The sequence below is a fragment of the Burkholderia sp. AU31624 genome (assembly GCF_020420065.1).
Classification (GTDB): domain Bacteria; phylum Pseudomonadota; class Gammaproteobacteria; order Burkholderiales; family Burkholderiaceae; genus Burkholderia.
In genome coordinates, this window is record NZ_JAIZRT010000011.1 from 249,384 (window position 1) to 268,634 (window position 19,251).

The 19,251-nt window shown below is 67.9% G+C and carries 8 protein-coding genes and 1 pseudogene; 8 read left to right on the top strand and 1 reads right to left on the bottom strand.

The features are described from left to right. Positions 1-168 precede the first annotated feature (168 nt). The 8 genes from LGM89_RS33150 to LGM89_RS33185 all read left to right on the top strand — a co-directional run bounded on the left by LGM89_RS33150 (position 169) and on the right by LGM89_RS33185 (position 18,689). Positions 169-1,407 carry a thioesterase domain-containing protein gene (locus LGM89_RS33150; RefSeq protein WP_226275276.1) on the top strand — a complete coding sequence of 413 codons (1,239 nt, stop codon included), beginning with the start codon at positions 169-171 and terminating at the stop codon, positions 1,405-1,407. Beyond that, positions 1,400-3,229 (top strand): amino acid adenylation domain-containing protein, encoded by a 1,830-nt coding sequence (locus LGM89_RS33155; RefSeq protein ID WP_226275277.1) that lies wholly within the window; start codon positions 1,400-1,402, stop codon positions 3,227-3,229. Before LGM89_RS33150 ends, LGM89_RS33155 begins: the two co-directional genes overlap by 8 nt. A 65-nt stretch (positions 3,230-3,294) precedes the next feature. Beyond that, positions 3,295-4,824, top strand: a complete 1,530-nt coding sequence (locus tag LGM89_RS33160) for a flavin monoamine oxidase family protein (protein ID WP_226275278.1) — start codon at positions 3,295-3,297, stop codon at positions 4,822-4,824. After that, on the top strand, positions 4,811-14,539 hold the full coding sequence (locus LGM89_RS33165; RefSeq protein WP_226275279.1) for a non-ribosomal peptide synthetase/type I polyketide synthase: 9,729 nt from the start codon (positions 4,811-4,813) through the stop codon (positions 14,537-14,539). The genes LGM89_RS33160 and LGM89_RS33165 overlap by 14 nt, the downstream gene beginning before the upstream one ends. A 52-nt stretch (positions 14,540-14,591) precedes the next feature. Continuing rightward, the gene (locus LGM89_RS33170; RefSeq protein WP_089494902.1) at positions 14,592-15,830 is read left to right on the top strand and encodes an MFS transporter; all 1,239 of its coding nucleotides are present in this window, start codon (positions 14,592-14,594) and stop codon (positions 15,828-15,830) included. A 76-nt stretch (positions 15,831-15,906) separates the two neighbouring features. Continuing rightward, positions 15,907-17,190 carry a beta-ketoacyl-ACP synthase II gene (gene fabF / locus LGM89_RS33175; protein ID WP_218828067.1) on the top strand — a complete coding sequence of 428 codons (1,284 nt, stop codon included), beginning with the start codon at positions 15,907-15,909 and terminating at the stop codon, positions 17,188-17,190. 130 nt (positions 17,191-17,320) lie between these two features. Next, the gene (locus tag LGM89_RS33180) at positions 17,321-17,806 is read left to right on the top strand and encodes a winged helix-turn-helix transcriptional regulator (RefSeq protein WP_226208117.1); all 486 of its coding nucleotides are present in this window, start codon (positions 17,321-17,323) and stop codon (positions 17,804-17,806) included. Between the two features lie 166 nt (positions 17,807-17,972). Continuing rightward, on the top strand, positions 17,973-18,689 hold the full coding sequence (locus LGM89_RS33185; protein WP_226275280.1) for a helix-turn-helix transcriptional regulator: 717 nt from the start codon (positions 17,973-17,975) through the stop codon (positions 18,687-18,689). A gap of 165 nt (positions 18,690-18,854) precedes the next feature. Here the strand turns inward: LGM89_RS33185 and LGM89_RS33190 are convergent. Further along, positions 18,855-19,019 (bottom strand): annotated as a pseudogene (locus LGM89_RS33190) (ISNCY family transposase); the annotation flags it as partial. Positions 19,020-19,251 lie beyond the last annotated feature (232 nt).

Consider the following 19,251-nt stretch of genomic DNA (forward strand, 5'->3'; position numbering starts at 1 on the left):
TCACGCCGACGACACCTGATGTTTGTGTCAGGGATATCTGTCAGATATTGCAGGTTCACGACAACGGATTTTGATTGTCTAATCACATTCCGCAACAGTGATTTGATATTTAATATATTTTTAGCATGTTCAAAGAAACGTGCGGTTTGCAAATCGGGTAAATACAGAATGATGCGGACGGACGATATCGCCCCGCGCCTGCGGGCCAGCCTGGCCCAGGTTCTCGGAGCGCCGCTCCATTACGGTTTTCTCGCGGCGTTGTGCCGCGCCGGGGTGCGGGGCATCGATGGCGGCAACGCCGCGACCATCACGATCCGCAGACGCTCGGCCGTCGGCGCCGCGCCCCCGGCGATCACGATCGGATCGCCCGAGATCGCCGGGGCTTTCCGCATGCTGGTTCGACGGGTCGCCGATCGTCTCGACGCGGCGGGGGGCCCGGACGCCGGCGCCGCCATCGATCAATGGGAGCTCGAGGTCCGCGGCGGCGAGCACGGCCCCATCCTGCTGCGGCCGCACGACCCGACGCACGCGAACGCATGGCAGGTGAGCGTTGCCGGCGCGCCGGCGCTCGCGGCCGCCATCGGCGACAGGTGGCGTCACACCGCAGCCGAGCTCGCCGATCAGCTGGCCGTCGATCCGATCGTCGACGTCACCCGCGTGCTCGCCGGACGCCCAGCGCGCGACGCAAGCGATGCCGTGCTGACCCTGATTCACGGCGCCGACGGCAGCGTCGTGCCGTTCGCGCCGCTGGCCGCGCGGCTGCCGTTCATCGTCAGGGCGTTTCGCGGGGTGCCGGCGCAACTCGCGCAGGCCGCCGACCTGAAGGACCTCGCGCACCGCTATGTCGATGCACTGTGCGAGATCGACGACCGGCCTTTCCACTGGATCGGCGGTCACTCGTTCGGTGCGGTGGTGGCGCGCGAAATGGCTGCCCTGCTGGAGCAGCGCGGCAAGCGCCTCGGCGTCGTGGTCAGTCTGGATCCGTCGCTGGCCCTGGCGGCCCGCGAGCGTGTGAGCGACGACCGCACGGAGCGCGTCACGCTGCTCAAGGCGATGTTTCCGCCGGCGGAAGCCGATCGCGTCCTCGCCGAATCGCCGAGCGACAGCGAAATCGACGCCTGCCTGCGTCGGCGCATGCCCGCCGCCCGCCTGCGCGAGGTGCTCGACATGCGCCGCACGTGCCTGGCATTGCTGAAGTCCCACCGCACCGCCGCGGCCCCGGCCGCGCGCGTGGCATGCCTGCACGCGCGCGAGCCGCTGCTGCCCGACTGGCATGCGCACGCGCTGCAGCATCGCGTGCAGGGCATCGAAGTACCCGGCAATCACTTTTCAATGCTCTCGGAGCCGCACGTCGCCTGTGTCGCTTCGATCGTTCAATCCCTTCGTCCTGAATCCTGCGATGACTGAATCCATCTATTCACCCCGCATCCCGCATCTGGCCTTCGAGCAGCGCGCCGCAGCGGCACCCGATCGAATCGCGGCCCTCTCGGAGCGCGAACGCGTGACCTACGGTGAGCTGAACGCGCGCGCGAACCGGCTGGCGCGTTTCCTGCGCGATGAAGTCGGCATCCGTGCCGGCGAGGCCGTCGGCGTGTGCACGGATCACGATCCCGTCAGGCTCGTCGCGTTGCTGGCCATCCTGAAGTGCGGGGCCGTCTACGTGCCGGTCGACGCCGCGTGCCCCGAGGACCGGATGCGTCACATGGTCCAGCGCGCGCGCATCGCGTTCGTGCTGACGGCCCTGGAAGGTCGCGCGATGACGCAGCTCGGCGACGTGCCGCAAAGCGACGTCTATGCGGCGTTGAATCGGGCGAGCCAGTTGTCGTCCGACAATCTCGGGCTGGATGCCGAGCTGCACGATCCGCTCTACATCATCTTCACGTCCGGTTCCACCGGGCTGCCGAAGGGCGTTGCCGTCTCGCATGCCGCTGCGTGGAATCACTTCAGCTGGATCATCGACTACCTCGGTTTCCGCGAGGACGATCGCTGGCTGCAAAGCATCAACCCGTGTTTCGACCCATCCATGCACGAGCTGCTCGCGCCGCTGACCATCGGCGCGACGGTGTGCTTTCTCGGCGGCACGCACCGGATCGACAGCGTCGAGATCGTGGCCGCGATCCGGCGGCATGCGGCCACGCACATCACGACCGTGCCGACGATGTTCAACCTCATCACGCAAACGCCGGGCTTCGATCAATGCACGAGCCTGAAGGCGATCTGCGTCGGCGGCGAGGTCTTCCGTCCGTCGCTCGCGGAGCGCGCCCGGCGCCTGTTGCCCGACACGGTCGTCCACAACGTGTACGGGCCGACGGAGGCGACGATCATGGCGAGCGCATGGCCGTTCGACGACGCGCCGCGGGATTCGCTGCCGATCGGCGCACCGGTTTCGCACACGCGCTTCTACCTGCGTCGAACCGCGGCGGACGGCGTGACCGACGTGATCGTGCCCACGACGCCGGGGGAGGAGGGCGAACTCTGCATCAGCGGCGCGGCACTGGCCAACGGCTACGTGAACGACGCCGCGGAAACGGCGCGGCGCTTCATCGCGAATCCGCTGTTCGAGACCGGTGACCTGCCGGTGTACTCGCGCATCTACCTGACGGGCGACATCTGCCGGGTCGATGCAGACGGCCTCGTTCACTGCGTGGGGCGCGTGGACGACCAGGTGAAGATCAACGGCCAGCGCGTCGAACTGGCGGAGATCGAATCCGCGGTGCTGCGCTCGCCGATGGTGCGCGATGCCACCGCGCTCGTCGTCGGCGACCGGCTGACCGCCATCGTGGTTCTGGCCGACGGCCACGACGCCGCGTGGAGGCAAGCGCTGAGCGAAACCGCTGCCCACGCGCTGCCGGCCGCCTGGCTGCCGAAGGACTGGGTCGCGGTCGCGGAGATCCCGCGCCAGGCGACGAGCGGCAAGGCAGACCGGCGCGCGCTCGTCGACCTCTGCCGCCAGGCCAGCGAGCGCACCCGGGCGGATGACGTGCCGGCCAACGACGTCGAATCCGAAATCGGCCGCGCGCTGGCCCAGTTGATCGGCCTGGGCAGTGATGCGTTGATCGACCGGGACGAACCGTTCGCGGATATCGGGCTCGATTCGCTGGGCGTTCAGGCGCTGTCGCTGCGGCTCAGCGCCGCCTTCGGGGTGTCCCTCCGTGCCGAAGACATGTTCGAGTACTACACGATCGACCTTCTTTCGCGGGAAATCCACTCGCGACTTGCAACGGCATGAGAACGGCACCGGTCGCCGCGCGCAATGGCGCACGCGGCACCGGGTCTTCCAGACGGAGAATTCATTTGGATACCGATGTACTGATCGCCGGTGGCGGTCTGGCTGGCCTGTATGCCGCCTATGAACTGAAGAAGCGTCACCCCGGACTGCGGGTTCGCCTGGTCGAGATGCTGTCTCGCATCGGCGGCCGGGTGCAGACCGACGAGATGCTCGCCGGCGCATTCCGTGCGGAATACGGCGCCGTGCGAATCGAGCCCGATCTTCAGCCGCTCGTCGACGCCTTCGTGCAGGCGCTCGGCGTACCCGTGCAACCCATTTCGTCGCACGAGGCAGGTTCGTCGATCCGTCCGTGTGCGGCGAAGCTGACCGAGGACGAGCGCGCGCTGCTGGCGGATCCGCGCGCGCACGATCCGCCCTGGGCGCTGCTGATGCATGCGGTGCGCGTGATCGTCGCGGACCAGTGGGACCTCGACGGCGACCGCTTCGACCGGCCCGGCCGGGCCGAGGCACTGGCGAGATTCCGCACGCACGCCCAGTTTGGAGGCATGCCGCTTTACCAGCAGGGTATCTGGAACGTGCTGTCGAACGTACTGAGCCATGAAGCGGTCGAGTTCACGCGCGAGAAGGGGGCGTTCTACAACTTCAAGAACGCGAACCCGAATGCCGCGGAATGGATCGCGACGCTGCTCGACCTGCGCCTGCTCGAGCGTCCGTCCTACCTGCCGGTCGGCGGCATGCAGACGCTGATCGACTACGCAGGGCGCGCGGTGCGCGCACTGGGCGTCGACATGGTCGTGGATCACGCGCTCGTCGACTTGTCGGAGCAGCCCGACGGCGCCATCGCCGCGACGATCGAAGACGTGTCGACCGCGGAGCGGCGCCGCGTCGTCGTCCGCTGCGGGCGCGTCGTGCTCGCGCTGCCGCAGCGCCCGCTCCGGGCGCTTGCCCGCTGCCTGCCGCCGGCCGTGACCGCCAGCCTCGACGCCGTCGTCCCGTTCCCGATCACGTGGGCATGCTGCGTGGTCGAGGATCCGTGGTGGAACGCCGACACGCCGCCAGGCAGCGGCGAAGGCGCGATGGTCCGGGCCGCTCATTTCGAGGTCCACCCCAGCCAGCCTGAACGGTACGGCATGGCGATGTTCTACAGCGACGAACCGTGGCATCAGTACTGGGCCAACCTGATCGACACGGAAGAAGGCCGGCGCGGCTGGCAGTCGGCTCCGTACCGCAACCGGGGCGAGCGCCTGAAGGCGGCGCTCGTCCGGACGCTGCAGCAGACGTTCTCGCGCGACGACACGCCGCGCATCCTCGAATGGGGCATCCGCGACTGGAGCATGGCGCCGTTCGGCGCCGGCGTGCATTTCTGGCGTCCCGGCTACCGCTCGGCGGACGTGATTCGGCAACTGGCCGCCTTCGGCATCGGCGCCAATCCGGCCAACCGGCGCGTGCATATCTGCGGCGAGGCCTATTCGGACCTGCAGGGCTTCTTCGAAGGCGCCTGCCGTTCGGTGCAATGCATGCTGCAACAGATCGACGCGCAGAACGGAACGGAAAAACACAACGCAACGACGGAGTCGAGCAATGAAGCAGCGTGAACGGGTACCGGAGGAAATCTCCATTGTCGGCATGGCGTGCGAGTTGCCCGGAACCGCCCATTCGCTCGATGCTTTCCGTGCCGTGGTGCTGGACGGGCGGGAAGCCACCGGACCGATGCCGGCCGGCCGTTTCGGGGCGGACGGCGCCGCGACGCCGCCGCAAGCGCTGCACGGGGGCTTCCTTGCCCGCTCGCCGTGGGCATTCGATCCGGCGGTGTTCTCGATCGCGCCGAAAGAGGCCATCTACATGGATCCGCAGCATCGATTGCTGCTGGAAACGAGCTATCACGCCATCGAGGACGCGGGCATCGACCCGTCGTCGCTGAGGAAGCAGCGCTGGGGCGTATTCGTCGGTCTGAGCACGCTCGACTATGCACGCCGGATGGCGAGCAGCGATGACTACAACGGTTTCCTGAGCCGCGGCGCGCTGGGCAGCATGGCCGCGGGGCGGATCGCCTATCACCTCGGCCTCGAAGGCCCGGCATTCGTCGTCGATACCGCCTGCTCGTCGTCGCTGGTGGCGGTTCACCAGGCGCTCGGCGCGCTGGCCGCGGGCGAATGCGACGCGGCGATCGTGGCCGGCGCGTCGCTCATGCTGACGCACGATTACAGCGTGGATCTGGCGCAGGCCGGCATGCTGGCCGCCGACGGTCGCTGCAAGACCTTCACGCGACACGCCGACGGCTTCGCGCGCGGCGAAGGCATCGGCGCCGTCGTGTTGATGCGCCAATCGGACGCCGTGCGCACCGGCAAGCGGATCTACGCGAACCTGCTCGGCAGCGCCGTGAACAGCGACGGCCGCAGCAACGGCATCACCGCGCCTTCGCAGGCCGCCCAGCGGCGCGTGATCGAAGACGCGCTGTCGAGCGCCGCGCTGACGCCGGCCGACGTCTCCTATGTCGAAACACACGGGACCGGCACCGACCTCGGCGATCGAATCGAGCTGTCGGCGCTCGCCGACGTGTTCGGCAAGCGCATGCATCCGCTGTATCTCGGGGCCGTCAAGGCCAATATCGGCCATTGCGAGGGGAGCGCCGGGATCGCGAGCCTGATCAAGGCGGCTCTGTGCGTGTCCGCGCGGCAACTCGCGCCGCATTGCATGGCCGACGATATCAGCGAGGATCTGCCGCTTGCCCGCTTCCAGGGCGTGATCCCTGCGACTGCCACGCGCTGGCAGCCGGGCGATCCGGACGGGCGGCTGATCGCGGGTGTCAGCTCGTTCGGCATGAGCGGCACCAACGCGCACGTCGTGCTGGGCGAGTCGCGCGCCCATCGTGCGGCCACGCCGGCGGCGGAGCGCCGCAGCGGCGCGAGCCTGCTGTTCCTGTCGGCGCGCACGCCGGCGTCGGTTCAGACGCTGGCTGACGCCTATGCGGATACGATCGAGGCATCGCCCGATATCGACCTGCACGCACTGTGCGACGCGGCGCTGGCGAACCGCCAGGTGTGGCCGCATGCGTCGATCGCGGTCGCGGCCGGCAGCCCGGCCGAACTGGTCGAACGGTTGCGCGCGCGTTGCGCCGCACCGGTCCCGACGACGCGGCTGCAGCGCGTCGCGATGGTCTTCACCGGGCAGGGCAGCCAGTACGCCGGCATGTCTCGCAGCCTGTTCGACGCCAACCGGCGATTCCGCGCGTTGCTCACGGAATTCGCGGGTCACGTCGACCGCATCGTCGGCTGGAGCACGCCGTTGCTGCCGCGCATGCTGGCCACCGAGCAGGTGGCGGGCGCGACGCTGCCGCTCGCGCACGAACAGCGGACGTCCCAGCTCTCGCTGCTCGTCCTGCAATGCGCGCTCGCGCGGTTCTGGCAGGAACTCGGTTGCCGGCCCTACGCCGTGCTCGGGCACAGTGTCGGTGAATATGCGGCGGCGTGGTTCGCCGGCGCATTCGACTTCGACACGGCGGCCCGCCTGGTGCTGGCGCGCGCCGATGCCATGGAGCGGGCGTGTACGGTCAGCCCCGGAAAGATGCTGTCGATCGCTGCGCCGCGGCAGATCGTCGAGGCGCTGATCGACGAGGTCAATCAGGGCCTGCCGTCGGCCGCGCTGTGGCTGTCGGCGCTGAACGCACCGGAATCGACCGTGGTCGCCGGGTCCGAGGCGGCCGTGCAGGCCGCCGCGGAGCATGCCCGGCGGCAAGGCCTGACGACCCTGCCGCTCGACACGCAGGGCGCATTTCATACGCCGCTGATGCAATCCGCGGCAGACGAATTCGCCGCGCATGCGGCGCGTCTCCTGGCCGGCGGCGTCGCGGTGGCGCGACCGTCCGTCCGTTTCGTGAGTTCCGTCGAGGGATGGGTCGGGTCCGTGCAAATGGACGCGGCACCGGGTTCGCCGGCCTACTGGGCCGAACAGATCGTGCGGCCCGTCGATTTCGCGGCGGCCGCCGCCGGGCTCGTCGGCGACGACGTCGACGCGGTGCTCGAAATCGGGCCGCGTCCTGTTCTCTGCGGCCTCGTCGCGGCCACCGCGCGGGCGGCACGGCGCGGGTTGGCGTGCCTGCCCAGCATCGACCGGCGCGGCGCCGACGACGAAACGTTCCTGCGTGCCGCAGGACGCCTCGCGGAAGGCGGCGCACTGGACATCCGGAAGGCCATGCAGGCATTCGGCAATGCGCGGGCCGCCGGGCCGTTCGTCGAACTGCCGACATATCGTTTCGACCACACGCTGCTGCAACCGGCGTCGTGGCCGCATACGGTCTCCCGCGCGAGCACCCGTGCCGCGCCGCCACAGCCGCTGCGCGATGCGCCGGCCTGGTCGGGCATCGACTTTCGCGCGACCTTGCAGGTCGACCTCGGCACGCCCGCGCTCGACTGGATCAATCAGCACCGGATTCACGGCCGGGCGATCGTACCCGGCGCGTTCTACCTGTCGACAGGCGTCGCGCTCGCGATGCAGGCGATCGCGCGAGCGCGCCGACAGGGTCCTGCCGGCGCGATGATTCAGCTCGACGATCTGACGGTCAGCCGGCCGCTCGCCTTCGACGATCCGGCGGCGACGCACGAGGTGGCCTGCCACGTGGCCGGTCCCGCGCACGATGGCCGCTACACGATCGTCTATCGGCTGCCGGACGATGGCGATGCCGAACTGGCGCGCGTGCACGTCGCATCGGAACACGCGCCGCTGCCGCCGTCGAGCGGCCGGTTCGACGAGCAGCCAGGCGAATGGGCGCGCCCGGACGCGTTCTTTGACGAATATGCGCGTCGGGGCGTCCAGTACGGCCCGCTGTTCCAGCGGATCGCCGCCTACCAGCGCGTCAGCGACACCGAGGTACGCTGCCGCATCGCACCGCCGGATGCGCAGCCGGCCCTGCCGCTCAGTCACAGTGCGTTCATCGACACGTGCTTCCAGTCGCTCGGTGTATGCCGAGGCCGTCCGGAGAGCGCCTATGCCCCCGTCGCACTCGAGTCGATCCGGATCGATCCGGACGCGCGCTGGTCGTCGGCGCTGACTTGCCGGGCCGTGCTGCGGGAGTCGAGCGACACGATGCTGGTCGGCGACGTGCTCGTCCAGGACGAATCCGGCCGGGACGTTGCAACACTGCATGGCGTGACCTGCGTGCGCCTGTCGGCAAGCGCCGCCGAGCGCCATGACGTGCACTTCCGGGTCGAATGGGTGCGCGACGGTGTCCCGGCGTTGTCGGCCGGCGCGTCGCTGAGCGGCGAAACGTGGCTGTTGCTCGCACCGGCGGATGCGCCGGCGCCCGATCGCTGGCACGAAGGTCTTGCCGCGCGCGGCGCGGCAAGCCGCTTGCTCGCGTTGCCGGGAGCGTCGCAGCGCGACGGCAAGCCGATCGACGAGCCGCACGCGGACGGCGCGCGAGTCCGCACGATCGTCGTCTGGGCGCCTCACGCGTGGCTGTCCGGCGCAGCGTCCTATGGCGCGGTCGCCGCTTTCGTTCGAGACGTGCGGCGCAGCATCGAGACGGTGTCGGACCGGCAACCGGGACAGCCGCTACAGGTCTGCCTCGTGACGGAGACGGGTCATGCCGCGCCGGACGTGCTGGGCGCGGCGACGATGCAGGCGCTCGCGGTCCACTTGCAGGCCGAACTGCCCACGCTGGACGCGGCAATGCTCGAGGTCGCCGTCGCGGGCGATCGCGTCGTCGACGCGATCCTGGCGGTCCGGGACGTCAAGCCGGGCATCACGTCGCGGCGCATCGCGACACCGCTATGGCGTATCGACGACGCTGGGCTGGCGCGCCGCGAAACCGTGGCCGGCCTGCCGGAAGTCGACGGCGACAACGCGCTTCAGCCGCGCGGCGACGGCCGCTACCTCGTAACCGGCGCGTTCGGCGGGGCGGGCAAACATCTCGTCGACCATCTTGTCGACGATTGCGGATGCCGGAACCTCGTCCTGATGCGCCGACGCGCGTTGACGCCGGACGACGAGGATCACCGATGGGTGGCGGGCCTGCGCGAGCGGTCCGGCGCGACGATTCAACTGCTCGTCGCGGATCTCGCCGCCGCCGAGGTCGACGGTGCGTGGCTGACTGCTCATGCGGGTGCGCTGGACGGCATTTTTCACCTGGCCGGCGCGACCGCCGACCGGAACATCCTGGACACCGACGCGGCGCAACTCGACACCGTTCTCGGCGCCAAGTTGCGCGGGGCGTCGGTGCTCCACGACTACGCGTGCGGGCAGCCTTCGATCGGGTTCATCGTGTATTTCTCGTCGCTGGCGTCGCTGGTCGAATCGCCGGGCCAGATTTCGTATGCGATCGCGAACGCGGGGCTGCAACGGCTGGCCGCGCACGGTGCTTCGCTCGGCCTGCCGGCCATCGTGGTCGACTGGGGGCCGTGGGCGGACACCGGCATGTTGAAGCGGGTCGGGGCGCGGGCACCGTCGCGCTCGCTGCGACGGCTGCAACCGCTCGCCCCGCAAGCCGCCTGCGCGGCATTGACCGCCGCGATGGCGCGCATCGGGCGCGGCGCGCATCTGGCGATTTATCGCGTCGTCCCGGAAGCGCCCGCACGATCGGGCGACACGCTCGCGACACGCGACGCAGCCGCGGCCACGATCGGGCCGGCGTCGGCCACGACGACAGCCGACGGCGCGTTCGCGCTGCTGAGCGGGCTGATCGCCGCGGAAACGGGCCATGCGCCGCACCAGATTGCCAGGACGTCGACGCTGGACGAACTCGGGCTCGATTCGGTCGGCACGATCCGGATTCGCAGCGAACTGCAGGGGCGGCTCGGGCTGAGCCTGCCCGCGAGCCTGTTCTTCGACAGCGCGACGCTCGCCGATATCCATGACCGATTGGTGGAGTCGATGAGCCAGGCGACGGCGACGGCTCAAGCCGAGGCCGCGCCGGTGAAGGAGGGCGGTGCACCGGCCCGCGTACCGCTCTCGTACAATCAGTTCGCGATCTGGTACGAGCAGATCCGCCACCGCGACAGCCGCGCCTACAACTGCGCAGTCGGCTGGCGCGTGGCCGGCGAGGGGCTCGACCTGGATCGGCTGGCGGCGCGATGGCGCGCGTTGCTTGGCGAACACGAATTGCTGCGCGCGACGTTCGACGAAGTCGAGCACGAGCCGGGATACGTCATTCATTCGCTCGACGAAACGCTCTCGCGTTGCGCGATCGCGACCGAGGACGCCGCATCGGGTGTCGACGTCGACGCCCGGATCCAGGCGTTGCTGGCCGCGTCGCCCGACCTCGCGACCGACTTCGCGACGCGCGTGAACGTGCTGCGCGTGTCGCCGCGCGAATGGTATCTGGTCGTGACGTCGAATCACCTCGTGATGGATGCCGCGACCATTTTCATCGTGGGCGTCCAGCTTCTTCAGGCGATGTGCGGCACCACGGCACCGCTGGTCGATTCCGATGCACCCTATCGCGACTTCGTGGCCACGCAACGGGCACTCGATGCGACGACCCTGACGGCCGCACGCGCATTCTTCGTCGAGCGGATCATCGACGGCGACGGCGTCCCCGTCAGCGTCGACCTGCCGGTGGATCGGGTGCGCACGGAGCAGGGCGCGAAGACCGGCGGCACGGTGCGCGTACCGGTGTCGCGGCGCCTGGCCGACCAGCTCAACGCGATGCCGGGCGGACGGCGCGCGGCCGTGCATCTCGCCACGTGGCTGTTGCTGCTCGCGCGATACTCGAACCAGAATCGCGTGATCACGGGCGTCGCGTTCAACGGTCGTTCGGCACAACGCTGGCGCAACACGGTTGGCCATTTCGTCAACGTGCTGCCGCTCGTCAGCGAAGTCGACGAAAACCAGACCGTCACGGCGGCGGTCGACCGGGTCCGGCGCGCACTATTCGAGTTGGTCGATTACCAGGACGTCCCGCTCGCGCTGTTGATGCGCGACGAACGCCTGCGTTCCGCCAGCAGTTCGGCAGGGCTGTTCCAGACGTATTTCAACTACTTCGACGCCTCCGAGATGGTGGTCGACGTCGGTGCCCGGTGCGACGCGACACCGCTCGACATCACGCAGCAGGAAGCGCAATTCGACCTGAGTGCGTGGGTGACGCAACGTCAGCACGATTGGGCGATCGACCTCAAGTACGCCGATGCCGTGTTCGACCGCGCGACGGTCGAACAGATCGCGGAGCATTACGCGACGCTGCTGGTGGCGTTGTCCGACCCCGCTCATGCCGAACGCGAAGTGGGCTCGATCACGATGCTGCCCGCCGACCAGCTGCAGTTGCTGGCATCCGGGCGCGGCCCGGTGCCGCGCGACACGCGGGATGTCGATCCGGGCGACACGGCATGCGTGCACGAGCAGTTCGCCCGGCGCGCGCAAGAGACGCCGGACGCGGTCGCCATCGAATGGGGCGAACGACGGCTGACCTATCGTGAATTGAACGCGCTGGCCGATACCGTGGCCGATACGCTGCACCGCCAGGGCGTGGGCAGCGAGACGACCGTCGGCATCCTGATGCCGCGTTTCGGGTGCCCGGAATCCATCATCGCGATCCTCGCGATCTGGAAATGCGCTGCCGCGTACGTCGCACTCGACCTGAAGCATCCGGCGGCGCGCACGGGCTACATGATCGACACGGCCCGCTGCGCGATGGTGTTGACGCAACGGCACCGGCTGTCCGACGACGTGCGGCAGGCGCTCGCCGAGCGCGACGCGCTGGGGCTGTGCGACGTCGTGCTTCGCGCGGACCACTCCGCGATCGACTGCGACGTCGTGCAAGCCGGCCGCGTGCAGCATCACGCTCGACTGGAACCGAACGGCGACTACGCCGATCGCGGCGGCCAGCTCGCTTACGTGCTGTTCACCTCCGGCAGCACCGGCAATCCGAAGGGCGTGCTGGTCGAGCATCTGGGCCTGACCCAGCGCCTGCGCTGGATGGAGCGCCATTTCGGCTTCTCGGCGAGCGACCGGTTCCTGCAAGGGACGGTGCTGACGTTCGATATCTCGGTGCCCGAATTCTGCCTGCCGCTGATGACGGGCGGGGTCGTCGTGCTGATGGAGGAAACGGACGGGCCGGCCGGCCACGCCGCCGTGTGCGTACGCCACGACGTGACCATGATGAGCACCGTGCCGTCGCTGCTGAACCTGCTGCTCGAGCCGCTCACCCGCTGCCCGACGCTGCGCCACGTGATTTCGGTCGGCGAGGCCTTGATGCAGCCGGTGGTGCGCGCATGGCTCGCGTCGGGCACGACCACGACGCTCAACAACCTGTACGGGCCGACGGAAGTGACGATCTATGCGACGCATCATGCATGCACCCAGGTGCCCGACGGGCCGGGCGCATCGATCGGCCTCGCGTGCGACGGCGTGCGCTGCTGGGTGCTGGACGCACGCGGCCGCCCGGTGCCGCCTGGCGTGCCCGGCGAGTTGTACCTCGGCGGCAGCGGCGTGGCGCGCGGCTACATCGGCACGCTCAAGACGCCCGACGCGTTCTCCGCCAATCCGTATCAGGACGGTGCGACGCGCATGTACCGCACCGGCGACATCGTCAAATGGCGGCGCGACGGCGAACTCGACTACATCGGTCGCAACGATTTCCGCGTGAAGCTGCGCGGGCTGCTGGTCGAGCTGGGCGAGATCGAACACGTGCTGATGTCGCACCCGGGCGTCCGTCACGCGAGCGCACTCGTGGTCGATGTCGGCGCCGCCTCGTCAGTCGGACGGCAGATCGTCGGCTGCGTCATTGCGGACGGGTTCGACGAGTCTGCCGTGTTGGCCGGCGCGAAAGCGCGGTTGCCGGATTACATGGTGCCGTGGCGCCTGATGCTGTTCGACGCATTTCCGTCGAACAGCAGCGGCAAGGTCGATCGGAAGGCGCTCACGGAACGCGTGCTGGCCCGGATCGAGCAGGACGCCGATGCACGGCGTCCCGCCGACGCGGCGGAGGCGTTGTCGCCGGAACAGGCGGCCTTGTGCACGCTATGGAAGACGCAGCTCGACCTGGCCTCGATCGGGACCCGCGAGAACTTCTTCCAGCTCGGCGGCGATTCGCTGTCGTTGACGCGCATGGTCCTCGCCGCCGAACGCGAGCTCGCGCTGAAGATCGACTTCAGCCGCTTCCTGACCAACCCGACGATCGACGGTTTCCTTGCCGCATGTGCGCACCGGCCCGACGGGGCGACGACGACGAACGACGCCGTCAACCGGCAGGAGGATGCGCCGTATGCGGCGGATCTGGCGGCCGTCGCGACGCTGCCGGCATTCACGGGGACGACGGCGAAGGCAGCGGACGCCTATCTGCTGACCGGCGCGACCGGGCACCTCGGCGCGTGGCTCCTGCGGATGCTGCTCGAGGAAACGCACGCGGACGTCTACGTGCTGGTGCGCGGCAACGACGACGCCGACGCGCGCGCGCGTCTCGACGCCCGCTACCGTGCCATGTTCGGCGGCGCGCTGCCCGTCGCGCGTGTCCGGATCTGCCGCGGCGACGCAACCTTGCCGCGGTTCGGCATGGACGACGACAGCCATGCGCGGTTGCTGACCCATGTCACGCAGGTCGTGCATTGCGCGGCGCACGTCAATCACGCGGCCGACTACGCCTTCATGCGCGAGGGCAACGTCGGCGCGAGCCGGCACGTCCTGGCGTTTGCGTCGGCCGCGAAAGTCGCCCACGTGCACTACATTTCGACGCAGTACACGGAGCTGGGATCGCTGCCGGAACAATGGCTCGACCACGCGGCGATCCGCGCGTTGTCGTCGGGTTACGAACGCTCGAAGTTCGTGGCGGAAGCCTGCTTCGCGCAATCGGTACTGCACGGCTATCCCACGTCGATCTATCGGCTGCCGTTGCTGATCGACGACCGCGATCCGAACCTGAAACGGCAGAACCATTTCGTCGCGTTCAGCAATAAGTGCGTGGCGATGGGCGCTTACCCGGATCTTCCCGTTGCGGTGCCGGTCATGCCGACGGAACACGTGGCCCGCTACATCGTCCGTCGCAGCAAGGTCACCATGATGTCGGCCGTGCGCAATGTCCATATCGACGATCTGGATTTTCGCGCGATCGTGGCGCGGCTGCGCAACGGATCGACGCTGCGCGGGATACCGGCCGCCGAATGGGTGGCCCGCGCCCGCGACGAGACGCCCGAATCCGATCCGTTCTTCAGGATGTTGCCGCTGTACAGCGCGCTCGGCGACGGCGTGGGGGGCGGGCGGCCCGTCGAACATGCCGCGTATCTCGACGAACTCGGCCGGCTGGAAATGCCGGCCGCCGACGACTCGGGCAACTGGCTGCTCGACACGACCGCAGCTTGCCTGGACCGGCTCGCGGCGCTTTGATCCCTTTCCCTGAACCCGGACGGACGGTTGCCCGTCCGTCCGCACGCTGACCATGAAGACATCCAAACTTGCCATTGCCTCGCTGTTCCTGACCATCTTTGTCGATGCCGCCGGCATCGGCATCGTGTTTCCCGCGCTGACGCCGATGCTGCTCAACAACGAAACCGGCCTGTTTGCAGCGTCGGTGAGCGAGGCCACGCGCTATCAGATCTACGGCATCGTGCTGGCGCTCTATCCGCTGGCCATGTTCGCCGCGTCGCCGCTGCTCGGCGACATGTCCGATCGGTACGGCCGCAAACGGGTGTTGCTGCTGTGCCTGGGCGGCAACGCGCTCGGCATGCTCGGCACCGCTGCCGGTGTGTACGCCGGCAGTCTGTGGGGGGTGCTCGTCGGCCGCGCGATCTGCGGCCTGACCGCCGCGAGCCTGCCGGTTGCGCAGGCGGCCGTCATCGACATCAGCACGCCGGACACGAAAGCCGGCAACCTCAGCATGATCACTGCGGCGAACGGCGTGGGATTCGCGATCGGGCCGGTCATCGGTGGGGTGTTTTCCGGCACGGGCGGCGGTGCGTTCGGCGTCGCGCTGCCGTTCGTCATCGGTGCCGCCCTGGCGGCGCTCACGCTCGCGTTCGTGATCGCGTTCTTCACCGATCGTCGCGCACACGACGGCACCACGCCCGCGCGACGCACCGGCGCATGGCGGCGCATCGTCGCGAATGCGGCATCGCCGGTACTCCGCACGCCGCTCGTCATCCTCGCGGTGTTCCTGACCGGCTACTACATCTTCTTCAACTACATGTCGGCCTTTTCCCTGTTGCGGTATGGATTCGACGCGTTCTGGGAGGCGATGCTGCTGTCGTTCTACTCGGCCTGCTTCGCCGTGTCGCTGCTGTTCATCATTCCCGCACTGGCGAAGGCGTTTTCACCGCGCCAGAACCTCATGGGCAGCCTGATCGCGCAACCGGTCCTGATCGCACTGGTGATGATGGTCGACGCCCCCGTCAGCCTCTGGGCGGCCGTGCCGCTGCTCGCGCTCGCCGTCTCCAACTGCTATGTCACGCTGCTCAGCATCGCGTCGAACCGCGCGACTGCCGACGACCAGGGGCAGGTGCTGGGCGTCGTCTCGTCGATCAATGCGCTTGCCTGGGGCGTCGCCCCGATCGTGACCTCGTTGCTGCAGCCGCACTCGATCGTCCTCCCGGTCGCGACGTCCGCGCTGGTGCTCGTGACGGCGTGTGTGCTGGGCGGTCGCTTCTGCAACCAGGCGGTCGAACTCGAGGTCAGCCGATGAGCCCGCGTCAAGGTCATTCACCGCGAACCAACTGGAGAATTCAATGAATGCCATCACTCCCCAACTGCCTCATCCGCTGGGATTGCGGCGCGTCGTCGTGACGGGGCTCGGCCTCGTGACTCCGCTCGGCGTCGGTGTCGAACACTCGTGGCGGAACCTGCTCGCCGGTCGAAGCGGCATCACGACCATCGATCGCTTCGACACGTCGAATCTGCCTTGCAAGATCGCCGGGCTGATTCCCGCCGGCAACGCGCGCGACGGCGGCTTCGATGCGACCGAATGGGTCGAGGCGAAGGAAGTCAAGAAAATGGATCCGTTCATCGTCTATGCGATCGCGGCCGCCACGGAAGCGCTCGACGACGCACGATGGCATCCGGACGACCGGGCGCTGCAGAATCGCACCGGCGTCATGGTCGGTGCCGGTATCGGCGGGCTGCCGGGCATCGAGGCTGGATCGCGACAAATCGAGCGCGCGCCCGGCAAGCGGCTGTCGCCGTTCTTCATTCCGTCGAACCTGATCAACCTGGCCGCCGGCCAGATTTCGATCAAGTACGGCTTTCGCGGCCCGACGCACGCAACGGTCACGGCATGCGCATCCGGCGCCCATGCGATCGGCGATGCGGCGCGCCTGATCGCGCTCGACGACGCGGACGTGATGATCGCGGGGGGCGCGGAGGCCGCCGTGTGCGAGGTCGGGATCGCCGGTTTTGCCGCGGCGAAAGCGCTGTCCACGGGCTTCAACGACACGCCGGAGCGTGCGTCGCGGCCGTGGGATGCCGACCGCGACGGCTTCGTGATGGGTGAGGGCAGCGGCATGGTCGTCCTCGAGGAATACGGGCATGCGCTGGCGCGCGGCGCCCGGATCTACGCGGAAGTGATCGGTTACGGCATGTCGGGCGATGCTTATCACATCGTCGCGCCGCCGGACGATGGCGACGGCGCGGCCCGCGCGATGCTGGCCGCCCTCAAGCGTGCGCGCATCGAGCCGGACGCCATCGACTACATCAATGCGCATTCGACGTCGACGCCCGCCGGCGATCTGGCCGAGATCGCCGCGCTGAAACGCGTGTTTGGCGAGCATCTGTTCGGTGGTGCGTCGGTGTCCGCCACGAAGGCGTCGACCGGGCACCTGCTCGGCGCCGCTGGCAGCGTCGAAGCGGTGTTCGCGCTGCTGGCGCTCCGCGACCAGGTCGCACCGCCGACGATCAACCTCGATCGCCCGGCCCCCGAATGCGACGGCCTCGATCTGGTGCCGAACCGCAGCAAGTCGCGGCCGGTGCGTTACACGCTGTCGAATTCCTTCGGCTTCGGCGGAACGAACGCCGCGCTGATATTCGGCCCTCCGCCGGCAGACGCCTGATCCAGGGGCGTGCCGGACACGGCCGTCCGGCACGCCCTTGACGCCACAGGGCATCCGTCCGGATAGTCACTTGCATATTAGAAGTCACGATGTTAGCCTTCACGCCATGAGAACGACCAGCTTTAAATCGATGGAGTGCCCGACCGCGCGCGCACTCGACTGCATCGGCGAATCGTGGACGCTCCTGATCCTGCGGGATGCGTTGCAGGGGTGCACACGCTTCGACGAATTCCAGCGCAGTGTCGGGATTGCAACCAATACGCTGACGCGCAGATTGAAACGCCTGGTCGATCAGGGCCTGCTGGAGCGCCGGCGCTACATGACGCGACCCACGCGTTACGAGTACGTGCTGACGCAGATGGGCATCGACCTGTTCCCGCTGCTGGTCGTGCTGTTCGATTGGGGGAGCAAGTATCTCGTCAACGATGGTGTCGCGGTTCAGCAGATCGATCGGGAGAGCGGTCGGGTGTTGGAATCCGTGGTCGTCGACAGGAATGACCTGCAGCCGATTACCGTGGATCGCGTCCTGCTCAAGGCAGGGCCGGTCGCGTCGGCCGCCGTGCATGAACGTGTCGAGCAGGTGCGCGAGCTGCGCGAAAGTGCGTCGGGCAGCTAACCGCTCCCGTACCGTCGGCACCAGCCGGACTCGCCCCGAGTACCGGCCATGAAATACCGGATCGACCCGCGCGGGCGCCGCTTGTCGGCGGGCGAGCGCGGGGTTTCCGATGGTGTTGATGCGTGCTCGCGTTCGAGATCAGTGAAGAGTCAATACGGAGTTTGAATTGGTAGACGAATTCATGCCTATCCTTCAATCGCAGACGATGGAGGAACTCGGGGCCCACGTGGGAAGTTTCTGCCGCGAGGCCGGATACCAAACTTATATGTATTCGGTTGTCTCGTCCGGGTCCGCCGGCGAGACGGCCTTCAGTCACATCATCTCGAACTGCCCGGCCTGGCAGGATGTCTACGCCGAGCGCCGCTACGCGAACATCGACCCGATACTCGCCCACGCACGCACGTCCTCGCTGCCGCTGCGATGGGAGCGCGCGATGTACAGCTCCGGCGAGCAGCGGTGCCTCGAAGCGGACGCGCGTCGCTTCGGTCTCGTTCACGGCCTGAGCTTGCCGGTGCGCGGCCATCGCGGCGACATCGGCGTGCTGAGCGTTGCCTCCGACGGCTCTGAAGGCATCCCGGCGCACGACCTCGGCCAGACCGCGAAACTCAGTCTGCTTTGCGCGTACATCGAGGAAAAGGTCACCATGGTCGCGCGGGAAACCAAAGGGCAGGGCACCACGCGGATGTCGGGCATGAGTTCACGCGAACGACAATGCCTGCAATGGTGTTCCGCCGGCAAGACGAGCTGGGAGATCGGCGAGATTCTCGGCATCACCGAGCGAACCGTGAATTTTCATATCGGCAATGTCGTTCGGAAGCTCAATGCCAAGGGCCGTCGCCATGCGGTGACGAAGGCCATCTCGCTCGGGCTGCTGTGCGTCTGACAAGTGCGCGTCGGTTGTCTTGCGGCTTGGGTCTGATTGTTCCGTGTCTGATTGTTCCGTCAAGCTGGCGGAGGGAAACGGAACAGTCATCAATCGGCGGCACCCGGGTCCTGACAGCGGTTAGCGTCCTTCGCCCGGTGTCTCGGCATCGATCGCGTCCGCCTTGCCGTGCTCACGTGGCCTGCCGACGAACCGGCGAATTTGGCGGGTCGTCAACGCCAGCCGTTCGGCCGCACGCCATGGCTTGAGCTTGCCGTCCGCCACGTCCTGAATGACCTTGAATCGGTCCAGCTCGCGCATCGTCATCGTGATCCGTTCCGTTACAGCCATCGCAGCCTCCGGCGCCGGACACCCGGCGACCGAACAGCTTACGCGGCCCGAAAGCGGACATTTCAACTTTGCCCAGATGCGACATTACAACTTTGCTCTTACAACCAATGTCATACCCGGATTCAGATGTCCACCTTCCAGCCATTTAAAAATGTCCGGTTTTAAGGTTGTTTTTGCTGCGTCTTTTTCCTCGTTTTGAGCATTACGCAGTGTCGAAGGTCGGCGCCTGAAC